Annotated in this window: 12 protein-coding genes; 6 read left to right on the top strand and 6 right to left on the bottom strand. The window is 65.1% G+C overall.

Going from position 1 to position 11,757, the window contains the following annotated elements; genetic code table 11:
• Positions 1-208: 208 nt before the first annotated feature.
• A complete protein-coding gene (locus EH240_RS29720; RefSeq protein ID WP_125005261.1) occupies positions 209-595 on the top strand; it encodes an ester cyclase in 387 nt (128 codons plus the stop codon).
• Positions 596-601: 6 nt separating this feature from the next.
• Here the strand turns inward: EH240_RS29720 and EH240_RS29715 are convergent, their stop codons facing one another.
• Positions 602-1,009, bottom strand: coding sequence for a DUF3168 domain-containing protein (locus tag EH240_RS29715; RefSeq protein WP_125005259.1), 408 nt, complete (start codon positions 1,007-1,009; stop codon positions 602-604).
• Positions 1,010-1,086: 77 nt separating this feature from the next.
• Positions 1,087-2,007 carry a LysR family transcriptional regulator gene (locus tag EH240_RS29710; RefSeq protein WP_281035176.1) on the bottom strand — a complete coding sequence of 307 codons (921 nt, stop codon included), beginning with the start codon at positions 2,005-2,007 and terminating at the stop codon, positions 1,087-1,089.
• A gap of 151 nt (positions 2,008-2,158) precedes the next feature.
• Here EH240_RS29710 and EH240_RS29705 point away from each other — a divergent pair, with 151 nt between their 5' ends.
• Both EH240_RS29705 and EH240_RS29700 read left to right on the top strand, forming a co-directional pair.
• Positions 2,159-2,995, top strand: coding sequence for an SAM-dependent methyltransferase (locus tag EH240_RS29705; protein ID WP_167484213.1), 837 nt, complete (start codon positions 2,159-2,161; stop codon positions 2,993-2,995).
• 20 nt (positions 2,996-3,015) lie between these two features.
• The gene (locus EH240_RS29700; protein ID WP_167484212.1) at positions 3,016-3,648 is read left to right on the top strand and encodes an NAD(P)-dependent oxidoreductase; all 633 of its coding nucleotides are present in this window, start codon (positions 3,016-3,018) and stop codon (positions 3,646-3,648) included.
• A gap of 85 nt (positions 3,649-3,733) precedes the next feature.
• Here the strand turns inward: EH240_RS29700 and EH240_RS29695 are convergent, their stop codons facing one another.
• Positions 3,734-4,000 carry a DUF1488 family protein gene (locus tag EH240_RS29695; protein ID WP_125005251.1) on the bottom strand — a complete coding sequence of 89 codons (267 nt, stop codon included), beginning with the start codon at positions 3,998-4,000 and terminating at the stop codon, positions 3,734-3,736.
• Positions 3,997-4,257, bottom strand: a complete 261-nt coding sequence (locus tag EH240_RS29690; protein ID WP_125005249.1) for a hypothetical protein — start codon at positions 4,255-4,257, stop codon at positions 3,997-3,999. The genes EH240_RS29695 and EH240_RS29690 overlap by 4 nt, the downstream gene beginning before the upstream one ends.
• 91 nt (positions 4,258-4,348) lie before the next feature.
• On the opposite strand from EH240_RS29690, the gene EH240_RS38220 reads away from it, so the two are divergent.
• On the top strand, positions 4,349-4,516 hold the full coding sequence (locus tag EH240_RS38220; RefSeq protein WP_167484210.1) for a hypothetical protein: 168 nt from the start codon (positions 4,349-4,351) through the stop codon (positions 4,514-4,516).
• Between the two features lie 16 nt (positions 4,517-4,532).
• On the opposite strand, the gene EH240_RS29685 is transcribed toward EH240_RS38220, so the two are convergent.
• Positions 4,533-6,086, bottom strand: a complete 1,554-nt coding sequence (locus EH240_RS29685) for a trimethylamine methyltransferase family protein (RefSeq protein ID WP_125005247.1) — start codon at positions 6,084-6,086, stop codon at positions 4,533-4,535.
• A 12-nt stretch (positions 6,087-6,098) separates the two neighbouring features.
• Entirely contained in the window at positions 6,099-8,507 is a 2,409-nt protein-coding gene (locus tag EH240_RS29680) for a GcvT family protein (protein WP_125005245.1), read from the bottom strand.
• Between the two features lie 113 nt (positions 8,508-8,620).
• On the opposite strand from EH240_RS29680, the gene EH240_RS29675 reads away from it, so the two are divergent.
• Together EH240_RS29675 and EH240_RS29670 are read left to right on the top strand one after the other, a co-directional pair.
• A complete protein-coding gene (locus tag EH240_RS29675) occupies positions 8,621-9,259 on the top strand; it encodes a TetR/AcrR family transcriptional regulator (RefSeq protein ID WP_125005243.1) in 639 nt (212 codons plus the stop codon).
• A 272-nt stretch (positions 9,260-9,531) separates the two neighbouring features.
• Positions 9,532-11,688, top strand: a complete 2,157-nt coding sequence (locus EH240_RS29670; RefSeq protein WP_125005241.1) for a transglycosylase domain-containing protein — start codon at positions 9,532-9,534, stop codon at positions 11,686-11,688.
• Positions 11,689-11,757 lie beyond the last annotated feature (69 nt).

The following is an 11,757-nucleotide window of genomic DNA, read 5'->3' as shown; positions in this document are numbered from 1 at the left end:
GTAATTTGTTTTACGCAATTCCGGACGCAGCGCACTTTTCCTGGAATTGCTCCAGCGCGAGACGATGCGATCCTGCTGCCGAGCCCCCTCAGGCCGAAGCTCTGAATTCATAGCCGGAAAATCACCGGCGCGGCTATGGTTTTTGGATGCGGAACTTTTGCCTTGCCCTAGCTTGGGCAAGAGCGCTCGATGACCATAGGAGCATGCGATGAAAAGTGGGGACCTTGCCGACCGCTACAAAGGCTACATCGCCTGCCTCAACGAACAGGACTGGGACAATCTCGGCCGGTTCGTCGGCGAAGAGGTGCAATATAACGGCGAGACGGTCGGGCTTTCGGGCTATCGCCGCATGCTGGAAGGCGATTTCCAGGCCATTCCCGACCTGCGTTTCAACATCGAGCTTCTGGTTTCAGAGCCGCCGCGGGTGGCGGCCCGTCTGCATTTCGACTGCAGGCCCAAGGGCGTGCTGTTCGGCCTGCCGGTGAATGGCAAGCGCGTCTCCTTCGCCGAGAACGTCTTTTATGAATTCCAGGACGGGCGGATTCGCGAGGTCTGGTCGGTCATCGACAAGGCCGCTATCCAGGCTCAACTTTAGCCGCTCTCAGGCGCCTTCCTGCGTCAGCGCGCGAAAGCGCAGCAGCCCGTGATAGACCACCAGGTCCTCGTCGTAGCGCGCCTCGGCGAATTCCAGCGACAGACGCGTCTGGCCACGCGGGCCGATGGCGAGGGCCGCGCCGTCGAGGCGCGCCCTGATGCTGTCCATGATGAGCCGCGTCTCGGCCTCGCCTTGGGCTTTCGACCAGACATGCAGCGTGATGAGTTGGTCGTCGTCGTTGTCGGCGCCGGTGTCCAGATCGAAGGCGCTGGTGCGGCCGTAGGTGACGTTCGGAAAGGCCGCCTTGTCGTTCGGCTGTTCGAGCAGCCCGGCGCCGCCCAGCAGCGCCGACAGCGACGTATCGGTCTTCAGCCGAAGGAACAAGGCCTGCATCAAATCGCCAGGCGCCGTCATCTATCTCTCCCTTCGCCTGACACGCCTTGAACACCATTCACGCCGGCAGTTTCGCGCGCACCGTAACCGCGTTGCGCTCACTTCGCCAGATCAACGGGCGTGGTCCGGGATCCGCATTCGGCAAGCCTGCGCGGCTCGCCGCCGATCAACGCCGCACGGTCCCCGACCACGGCGATCACGAAGCGGATCACGGCGCGCACGGGCGCCTCATCACCGATCTCGCGGCGATAGACAAGCGAAACCGGGTGGCTGCCGAGAATATCGGGCGTGAGTCGTACCATACGCGGTTCCGGCTCGGCCAGCATGCAGGGCATCACGGCCAGCCCGGCGCCGCCTAGTGCCGCCGCCAGCATCTCGGTCATCTCGGCGACGCGAAGGACAATCGTCGCGCCCTTGCCATAGGCTTCGATCCAGCGGGCGCCGGGCACGCCCGCAAGGCTGTCATGGAAGCCGATGATCTCGTGCCCGGACAGTTGATGTGGATCGATCGGCATTGGATGCCGATCGAGATAGGCCCGGGATGCGTAGAGCGACCAGCCTGAGACGCAAAGCCTGCGCGCGACCAGCGTTTCATCGGCCACGGTCCCGATCCTGACCGCCAGGTCGGCCTCGCCATGCCGCAGATCGACGCGGCGGCTGCCGCTGGTCAACTCGAGGCTGATGTCGGGACAGGTCTTGCGGAAAGCCGCCATGCGCTCGGCAAAGAAGGGGCTGAACCCGGTCGGCAGCGCCAGCCTGACCCGGCGCGTACCCGATCGGGCCAAGGCCGTCATCGCCTCAATGGCGCGTTCCAGGTCCTCGCCGAGCGGCAGCAATCTCCGGCCAAGCGGCGTCACCTCGACGCCTTGCGGGTGGCGCACCACCAGCGAGACCCCGAGCGCGGCCTCGAGGGCCGCCAGGCGCCGGCCGATCGTGGTGTGCCGCACGCCCAGCGCACGCGCGGCGCCCGACGGCGTCCGGCCCGCGCGGCGGCGAGAAAGAAGCGCAGATCGTTCCAGTCCGGTTCGCGGGTTGTCGTCACTGGCTTATTCTAGACCAACTCGGCGCCGGATGCTTGTGCGGTTTTGCACAGGCTTGCACGAAAATCGCCAATGGCCGGACCCGGACGCCCGCGCGAGGATCGGCCGATCCGTATCGAGGAGCAAAGCCATGGACGTCGAAAGCCTGCGAAGGGTGGTGGCGCGGCACGCGGCATCGGTAAACGTGCTCGCGGCGCTCGGCCTCGCGCTGGATTCACGGCTCGGCAGCCTCGGCGTGTCGGACATGGTTGCCGACGCCGGCGCCGCCGAGCTTTTGCCGGTGCTGGCGAGCATCAAGGTCGATCTGCTGTCGGGCAGCAAGGTGCTGTCGGCGCCTTCCGCCGAGCCCATGGCGGCCATCCTGCGGCAGGCCTTGGGCGACGTTTCCGCTGGCTTCCCGGCGCTGCTCAAGCGCTCGATCGCGCCGCAGCTTGCCGGCCTGCCGGAGAGGCTCGAGGCGCCGGGCGCCGCCTTCCTCGACATCGGGGTCGGCGTCTGCGCGCTGTCGGTGTCGATGCTGCGGGAATGGCCGGAACTGCGGGCGGTCGGCATCGACCCTTCGGCTGACGCGATCGCCCAGGCCCACTCCAACGTGAGGGCGGCCGGGCTCGCGCACCGCATCGCCCTGTACACAGGGCTCGGCCAGGAGGTCGCCATCGAAGAGACGTTCGACCTTGCCTTCGTGCCCAGCGCCTTCATTCCGGAGGCGCATGTCAGGGCGATCGTCCCGCGCTGCCGGGAGGCGCTGAAGGCGGACGGCTGGTTGTTGCTGGCAATGGTCAATCCGGGGCCGGACGCGCTGGGAGAGGCGCTGGCCGGCTTCCGCACCACAATGTGGGGCGGCACGGTTTTCGAGAAAGGCGCGGCACAGGCGCTCGTCGAGGAATGCGGCTATGTCGACACAAGGCTGCTGCCAGGCCCGGCCGGAGCGCCGGTCGCTTTCCTCGCCGGACGCAGGCCGGGCTGACGACAACCGGGAGGCTGACGATGAGAGTGTTGATCTTTGGGGCCTCCGGCGCGACGGGCCGCGCCCTCGTCTCGGCGGCGCTGGCGGAAGGCCATACGGTGACAGCCTTCGTCCGCACGCCTGGCAAACTCGCCATCAGCCACGAGCGTCTGAGCGTGATCATCGGAGACGTCGCCGACCGCCAGGCGGTGGAGGGCGCGATTGCCGGTCACGACGCGGTGTTGAGCTGCCTCGGTGTCGGCGTGCCTTTGAGGCACGATGCGGCGGTGATTGCGGGCATCGGCTTCATCGTCGAAGCGATGCAGCTGACCGGTCCGGCCCGCCTCATCTATCAATCCTTCCTCGGCGTTCGCGACAGCCGCCGGCAATTGGGGCCGCTGCTCGGCGGCATCGTCGTGCCGCTCGTGCTGCGCCATGAAGTGGCGGATCACGAAGCGAAGGAAAGGCTCATCGCGCAGTCCAGCCTCGACTGGACCATCGTGCGGCCGCCAAAGCTCGGCAACGGTCCCGCAACCGGCAGGTTCCGCCACGGCAACGGCATTCAGGCCAGATCGCTGCTGCCGACCCTCGCGCGCGCCGACGTGGCGGCCTTCATGCTCGGTCAGGTCAGCGACACGACCTATTCGCGCAAAGCGGTTGCCCTACTGCCTTGATGCTCACGACGCCGCCCTCTGCCGCGCGCCTCACACCGTCGACATGTCGGTAGCGTGGCGGCATCGAACGGCGCCACGATCCCAATCAGCCGAAATCGGCGGCGGTCAGCACATATATGCTCTTGCGGGTGCGGGCGTAGGCCTTGCTGGCGACATCATGGATGGTACCGGAAGCCGTGTCGAAGGCTGCCAGATAGGCGGCTTCGGCGGTCGCCGTTCCTGGCGGTGCGCTGGAAATGGCATCCGCGGCGACAGAGAAGGAAATCTGGAACATGCCATCATAGCCGACAAAGCGTATTCGCCTGCCAGCCTCGTCATAGCTGCGGCTTTGGTTGGGAAATGTAAGGCTCATGACTTTACCTCCGTTGAGGCGGCCTTCACCGTCCGCGGTACCCGCTTCTTTTTCGGTGCAGGGTTCAAGGCTTCTGCAACACGGTCGGCCTCTTCCTTGGCCAGCCGCAACTCCCTCAGCCTTGCCGTCTTGATGGTCCTGGCCTTGGCCTCAGACAGGTACTCAGCCGTCGCCTTGTTTTGCTCCGCTGTTTTCTTCTGCTTTTCCAGGAAGCGGGCTTCGGCTTTTTCCATGATGCTTTGGTTGGCTCCGGCCATCGTTCAAATCTCCCTTTGCGGCTAGCGCTGCGAAAATGAATTCACTTGTTAAGATAGTTATCCACAACGGAAATTTCAATTTCATAAATATTTGGACCTGTTCGAGCTTTTGGAAACCGATCTGCAAAATAATACTTTTCAATATTTTCCAATGGCCCAGGATCACATCCGCCGCCTTGCCGCGGACAAGCACCGGAAAGCCGATGCCGGCGCCATATCCCAGGACCCGCAAAAGGCCGGCGATAAGCGCCCCATGTGACGGGCGCTTATCCCGGTCACGAGACCGGAGCCGCGCCCCCCTCTTCGGTGCGGCGCGCGATGAATTCGTCGAGCACACCGGCGGTGGCGGCGGCGGATTGCGGCGGCTGGAAATCGGAAAGGATCCGCTTCCAGATGCCGGTGGCGCGCTCGGTGGCGGTCCTGGCGCCGGCTGCGGTCCAGTTGCCGAAATTCGACCAGTCGGCGACGAGCGGCTCGTAGAAGGCGGTGCGGTAGCGCGCCATGGTGTGGGCCGCCGAGAAGAAATGGCCGCCGGGCTGCACTTCGGCGATGGCCTCGAAGCCGATGGCGTCCGCGTCGCCCGGTGTCGTGACGCAAAGCTCGGCGACCGTCTGCAGGGCCTCGATATCGGTGATCAGCTTCTCGAAGGAGACGCTCAAGCCCCCTTCCAGCCAGCCGGCGGCATGGATGCAGACCGTGGCGCCGGCCAGCACCGAGCCCCACAGCGCGAACTGCGTCTCGTGCGCGGCTTGCGCGTCGGAAATATTGGCGGCGCTGCCGCCGCCGGAGCGCCAGGGCAGGCCGGTGAAGCGCGCCAGCTGGCCGGCGCCAAGTGTGGCCTTGATGTGCTCCGGCGTGCCGAAGGCCGGCGCGCCGGACTTCATGTCGACATTGGAGGAGAAAGAGCCGTAGACCACCGGCGCGCCCGGGCGCACGAGCTGGGCGAGCGTCAGGCCGGCCAGCGCCTCGGCATGCTGCAGCGTCAGCGCGCCGGCGACCGTGATCGGCGCCATGGCCCCCGCCAGGCAGAAGGGCGTGATGATCGAGACCTGGCCGGCGCGTGCAAAGTCGATGATGCCCTGCGCCATCGGGATGTCGAGCTGACGCGGCGAATTGGTGTTGATGACGGTGTAGCAGTAAGCGCCACCGCGGAACTCATCCTCCGAGAGGCCGCGCGCCAGCCGAACCATCTCGAAGCTGTCGTCGATCTGCGGCGTGCCGCGCGCGAAGACGAAGGGGAGCTTGTCGGACAAAGTGAGCTGCGCCCGACCGGTGGCATAGTGGCGAAAGCGGGTGTCGACGTCCTGCGGCTCGATGCAGGGGCCAAGCATATGCAGCACGTCGAAATGCTGCAGCAGCTTCATGAATTCCTCGAAGGCGGCAAGCGTGCCCGGCCGCCGGCCGCGTTCGAGATCGGTGACGTTCGGCGCGCCGGAGCCGGCGAGAAACGTCATCGTGCCGAGCTCGAGCATCAGGTCGCGGGATCGGTCGCCGCCATAGGCCGGGATCGAACGGGGCGCCAAGGCAAGTGCGGCCTCGACCATGTCGCGGCCGATCCTCACCATCTGGCTGTCCTCGTCGACGAGGGCGCCGGCATTGGCAAGAATGGTGCGCGCCTCCGGCAGCAGCACCTTGATGCCGAATTCTTCCAGCACGCGCAGTGCCGTGCCGTGGATCGCGGCCACCTGGTCGCCGGAGAAGACCGGTTGCGGCAGGAACGGGTTCTTCAGGGAACGGTAGTTCGGACGACGGCTCGACTCGCTGCCAGCCTCGCCCGTGCGTCCGCGGCGGCGTTCGCGCCTCAGGTCGCGTGCGGCCTCGTCAATCATGCCCAATCCTCCCTATTGCCGCATCGCGTTGCCGTCAGGGTCATATGGCGAGGCCGCGATGACACGCGCCGGCCGTTCGACGCCGACAATGTGTACGGAAAGCTCCGTCCCCTCCCCGGCGAAATCGTCATCCAGCAACGCCAGGGCGACGCTCTTGCCGACGGTGTAGCCATAGCCGCCCGAGGTGACGAAGCCGACGCGCCGGCCCTTATGCCAGACCGGCTCGAAGCCGCTGGCATCGGCGTCGACCGCCTCGACTTCCAGCGTCACGATCCGCCGCGAGACACCCGCCTTGCGTTCCTTGAGCGCCGCTTCGCGGCCGATGAAATCGCCCTTGTCGAAGGCGATGAAGCGGTCGAGCCCTGTTTGTCCAGGCGTGTAGCCTTGCGTGAACTCGCGTGACCAGATGCCGAAGCTCTTTTCCAGCCGAAGCGAATTGAGCGCGTAATAGCCGATCTCGGCGAGGCCGAGATCCTCGCCGGCGGCAAGCAACGTTTCGCGCAGGGTCGAATGCAGGGTTGCCGGGCAGTTGATCTCGAAGCCGAGCTCGCCGGCGATGGAGAGGCGGGCGACGCGGGCGCGCACCATGCCGATATCGAACGCACCGCAGGCCATGAACGGCAGGGCTTCGGCGGAGATGTCCCGATGGGTCGTGCGTTCGACGATCTTGCGTGCGTTGGGTCCGGTGACAAGGAAGCCGGACACCGTGTCCGAGATGTCGGCGACGGAGACGCCGTCCGTCCTATGCGCTTCGAACCAGCGCATGTGGAACTCGCGCAAATAGTAGGAGCCCATGATCCAATAGTCGCCGCCCCAGTTGAGCACGGTGAGGTCGCCCTTCAGGCGCCCGTCATGGCCAAGCATCGGGGCCAGCTTCGCGCGGCCCGGCTTCGGCCGCCCGCATGCGAGCAGCCTGTCGAGCCAAGCCTCGGCGCCCGGGCCTGACACCGCGTAGCGCGAAAAAGCCGTCGTATCGACAAGGCCGGCGGCGCGACGGACCCGCAGGGCCTCGTCGCCGACGATATCGAAGGCGTTGGAGCGCTTCAGGGTCGTCTCCTCGCGAAAACCCATCGGCGCGAAATAGGCCGGAATCTCCAGGCCCCAGGATGCCGTCCACTCGGCGCCGGCGGCGCTCATGCCGTCATAGGCGCCTGGACGCTTCAGCGGCCGGCCCGCCGGCAGGCGTTCGTTGGGGAAGGTCATGACGAAGCGGCGGGCATAGAACTGGCCCGTCGTCTGCCGCAGATACTCACGGTTGGCGGCGAAGGCGCCATAGCGGGCGATGTCCATGCCGAAGATGTCGGCCTGCGGCTCGCCATAGATCATCCATTCGGCCAGCGACTTGCCGACGCCGCCGCCCTGGCTGAAGCCGGCCATGACGCCGCAGGCGACCCAGTAGTTGCTGAGGCCCCTGACGGGACCGACCAGCGGATTGCCGTCCGGCGTGAAGGTGAAGGCGCCGTTCACCCATTTGCGGATGCCGGCCTTCGCCAGGCACGGGAAGCGTTGATAAGCCTTTGACAGCTCCGGGCTGATGCGGTCGATGTCCTCCGGGATCAGCTCGATGCCGTAGTCCCAGGGCGCGCCGTCCATGTTCCAGTGTTTCGGGTTCTGCTCGTAGACACCGAGCAGCACGCCTTTGCGCTCCTGCCGCAGATAGGAGAAGCCGTCGAGGTCAACCGCTAGGCCGAGCTCCTTGTCGAGGGCGGCGACTTCGGGAATGTCCTCTGTGACGAAGTAATGATGCTCCATCGGCGTCACCGGCAGGTCGACGCCGGCCATGAGGCCTACCTGCTTGGCCCAGAGGCCGCCCGCGTTGACGACATGCTCGGCGATGATCGTGCCCTTCTCGGTGATGACGTCCCAACCGCCGTCGGCACGCGGCTTCAGCTCGACGACGCGGTTGCGCAGGATCACATCGGCGCCGCGCTTCTTCGCCGCGCCCGCGTAGGCGTGCGTCGTGCCGTAGGGGTCGAGATGGCCCTCGTTGGAATCGTAGAGGCCGCCCAGCACGTCGCTGACATCGACGATCGGGCAGATCTCCTTGATGTCCTCAGGCGTCACCAGGCGGGCCGTCTCGATGCCGACCGACTGGAACACCGCCCAGGCCGATTTCAGCCATTCCCAGCGCTGCGGATCGCTTGCCATGTTGACGCCGCCGGTCATGTGCAGCCCGGCATTCTGGCCGGATTCGGCCTCGATCTCGCGATAGAGTTTTATCGTGTAGTCCTGCAGCGCCGCGACATTGGGATCGGCGTTGAGCGCATGGAAGCCGGCAGCCGCGTGCCAGGTCGAGCCGGCCGTCAGCTCGGCGCGCTCGATGAGCGCCACGTCGCTCCAGCCGAAGCGCGTGAGATGGTAGAGCGCCGAGGCGCCGACCACGCCTCCCCCGATGACGACTGCCCGGTAATGCGACTTCACGAGCCTCTCCCTCTCGTTGGAGGCCCTTACGATACACAGTCTGTACATGAGTGTCTAGACACAAGTGTACAGGTCGCTTGCGCGCCACTTCGCGCCATGCCTATTGTGCGGCCATGATCATGACCGCTCCCCAGGCCGAACCGGTTCCCGGCAACATCAAGGTCACGCGCTCGGACTGGATCAAACTGGCGCTTGAGACGCTGATTTCGGACGGTATCGAGAGCGTGCGCGTGCTCACGCTCGGGCAGAAGCTCGGTGTGTCGCGCTCAAGCTTCTATTGGTATTTCGAAAGCCGGCAGGACTTGCTCGACCAGTTGCTCAAGCATTGGCACGACACCAACACCACCGCGATCGTCGAGCGCGCCCGGCGCCCGTCCGATACCATCATCATGGGTGTGATGAACGTGTTCGAATGCTGGGCCGACGAGCGCCTGTTCGACCCGAGGCTCGATTTCGCCGTGCGCGAATGGGCCAGGCGCTCGCCTGACGTGCGGCGGATGATCGACCAGGCCGACGACGAGCGTCTCACCGCCATCCGCGACATGTATCGCCGGCACGGCTATGACGACGAGGACGCCTTCATTCGCGCCCGCGTCCTCTACTACATGCAGATCGGTTACTACGTGCTCGACCTCAAGGAACCGGTCGAGGCCCGGGTCAGCCATCTCGCCGCCTATCTGCGCTCCTTCACCGGCCAGGAGCCGACCGAAGCGGATGTGGCGCATTTCATGCGCTTCATCGCGGCGCGGTGATATCACAAAGCATGTCTCCCAAAAGTGGGAACCGGTCTCGGGACAAAGACATGCGTAAGATCAAAGACCTAAAGCGCAGGAGCGAATCTGGAAGATCGCAACGCGCTTTCAGGCCGTTCACCGCCGATGCGCTTCCATTCAACAAAGCTTGCGCTGTGGCTTCGCTGCCCTTGTGAGCGGTGATAAAATGGTCGAATAGTTTGACAGGGTGCCACCCTGAAACTGCCCGCATGCTGTTTTCGGGCGAAAGCGCGCTGGGGCGGAAGTCTGGAATGGCAGGTCCTTCAAAACCACGCAAGAGAAGAGGCCGGATCGCCTCTGTGGCTCTTGCCGTCGACGCGTTGTTCGATTCCTCGCTTTATGAGATCAGCTTCAAGGCGCGCGAATTCTGGGAAGCGGCAACCATCTTTTGCCGTCGTTTTCGCCTGCATGGCTGGCGGCGCGCCATCATCGAGGTGTTGAGCGAGTGCTTCACCATGGGCGCCGGCGGCTTCGTGGTGCTGTTGGCGCTGGCCATGCCGGCCTTCGAGATCACCGGCGGCGACTGGCGCAACCAGGGCGACTTCGCCGTCACCTTCCTCGACCGCTACGGCAACGAGATCGGCCAACGCGGCATCATCCAGCGCGATTCCGTGCCGGTCGACGAGATGCCGGACATCGTCATCAAGGCGGTGCTGGCGACCGAGGACCGGCGTTTCTTCGACCATTACGGCATCGACGTGCTCGGCCTGTCGCGCGCGATCTTCGAGAATGTGCGGGCCAATTCGGTGGTCCAGGGTGGCTCCAGCATCACCCAGCAGCTCGCCAAGAACCTGTTCCTGTCCAACGAGCGCACCTTGGAGCGCAAGATCAAGGAAGCTTTTCTCTCGCTATGGCTGGAGGCCAACCTCTCCAAGAAGGAGATCCTGCAGCTCTATCTCGACCGCGCCTATATGGGCGGCGGCACGTTCGGCATCGAGGCGGCGGCGGATTTCTATTTCGGCAAGAGCGTCAAGGACCTGAACCTTGCCGAAGCGGCAATGCTTGCCGGCCTGTTCAAGGCGCCGACCAAATACGCCCCGCACATCAACCTGCCGGCGGCGCGCGCGCGCGCCAATGTGGTGCTCTCCAACCTCGTCGATTCCGGCTTCATGACCGAGGGCCAGGTGCTGCAGGCGCGGCTGCACCCGGCCAACGTCGTCGACCGCGGCGAGCAGAAGAGCCCCGACTATTTCCTCGACTGGGCCTTCGACGAGGTCAAGAAGATCGCCAAGCCAGGCCAGCACTCGCTGGTTGCCCACACCACCTTCGACGCCAACATCCAGAAGGCGGCGGAGGAGTCGGTCGAGTTCCACCTTCGCCAGTTCGGCAAGGAATACAACGTCACCGAGGGTGCGGTGGTGGTGATCGAGACCAACGGCGCGGTGCGCGCCATCGTCGGCGGCCGCGACTATGGTACCAGTCAGTTCAACCGCGCCACCAAGGCGCTGCGCCAGACCGGGTCGTCGTTCAAGCCCTATGTCTACGCCACTGCGATGGAGCACGGCTTCACGCCAGATTCGGTGGTTTCCGGCGGCGCGATCAGCTGGGGCAGTTGGTCACCGCACAACTACAGCGGCGGATCGGCCGGCAATGTCACGCTGCTCACGGCGATCGCCAAGTCGATCAACACCGTGCCGGTGCGGCTCGCCAAGGACCATCTCGGCATCGGCCCGATCAAGGCGATGGCCGAATCGATGGGCGTGGAATCGCCGCTGGAATCGCACAAGACTATGGTGCTCGGCACATCGGGCATGACGGTGATGGATCAGGCGACGGGCTACAGCGTCTTTGCGCAGAACGGTTTCGTCGGCTCCAGGCACGGCATCACCCAGCTCGTCACCCGCACCGGCGATGTGGTCTATGACTGGACCAAGGACGCGCCGCCGCCGCATCGCGTGCTGTCGGAACAGGCGCTGAAATACATGAACACCATGCTGGCGGCTGTGCCGGTGATCGGCACGGCACGGCGCGCCCAGCTTCCCAACATCGTCGTCGCCGGCAAGACCGGCACCACCCAATCCTACCGCGACGCCTGGTTCGTCGGCTTCACCGGCAATTACACGGCCGCCGTGTGGCTGGGCAATGACGACTTCACGCCGACCAACAAAATGACCGGCGGCTCGCTGCCGGCGATGGTGTGGCAGCGCCTGATGGTCTATGCGCACCAGAACATCGACTTGAAGCCGATCCCTGGTCTCGATCATCCATGGGTCGATCCGGTGGTCGCGGCCAAGGCCGAGGAGGCCGCGAAGAAGGAGGCCGCAGATGCGGCCGCGCAGGCGGAGGCCGAGCGCCCGCCGGTGCTCTCCGGCCGCACCACCCAGACGCTGAGGGACATGACCAAGGTGTTCCAGTCAGCACCCGTGCTCGACGCACCCACCCTGCCAGAGACCCTGTCTGCGCTTTAGATTTGATCCTCAGCATGTCTTTGTCCCGAAACCGGTTCCCACTTTCGGGAGACACGCTTTTCCAAGCCG

Origin of the sequence: Mesorhizobium tamadayense, assembly GCF_003863365.1 — a bacterium.
In the GTDB taxonomy this organism is placed as follows: Bacteria; Pseudomonadota; Alphaproteobacteria; order Rhizobiales; family Rhizobiaceae; genus Mesorhizobium; species Mesorhizobium tamadayense.
This window is presented reverse-complemented; position numbering and strand designations above follow the sequence as displayed.

Coding starts and splice junctions, on each gene's coding strand:
- EH240_RS29720 (WP_125005261.1), top strand. CDS start 209: ATGAAAAGTGGGGACCTTGCCGACCGCTACAAAGGCTACATCGCCTGC.
- EH240_RS29715 (WP_125005259.1), bottom strand. CDS start 1,009: ATGACGGCGCCTGGCGATTTGATGCAGGCCTTGTTCCTTCGGCTGAAG.
- EH240_RS29705 (WP_167484213.1), top strand. CDS start 2,159: ATGGACGTCGAAAGCCTGCGAAGGGTGGTGGCGCGGCACGCGGCATCG.
- EH240_RS29700 (WP_167484212.1), top strand. CDS start 3,016: ATGAGAGTGTTGATCTTTGGGGCCTCCGGCGCGACGGGCCGCGCCCTC.
- EH240_RS29695 (WP_125005251.1), bottom strand. CDS start 4,000: ATGAGCCTTACATTTCCCAACCAAAGCCGCAGCTATGACGAGGCTGGC.
- EH240_RS29690 (WP_125005249.1), bottom strand. CDS start 4,257: ATGGCCGGAGCCAACCAAAGCATCATGGAAAAAGCCGAAGCCCGCTTC.
- EH240_RS29685 (WP_125005247.1), bottom strand. CDS start 6,086: ATGATTGACGAGGCCGCACGCGACCTGAGGCGCGAACGCCGCCGCGGA.
- EH240_RS29675 (WP_125005243.1), top strand. CDS start 8,621: ATGATCATGACCGCTCCCCAGGCCGAACCGGTTCCCGGCAACATCAAG.
- EH240_RS29670 (WP_125005241.1), top strand. CDS start 9,532: ATGGCAGGTCCTTCAAAACCACGCAAGAGAAGAGGCCGGATCGCCTCT.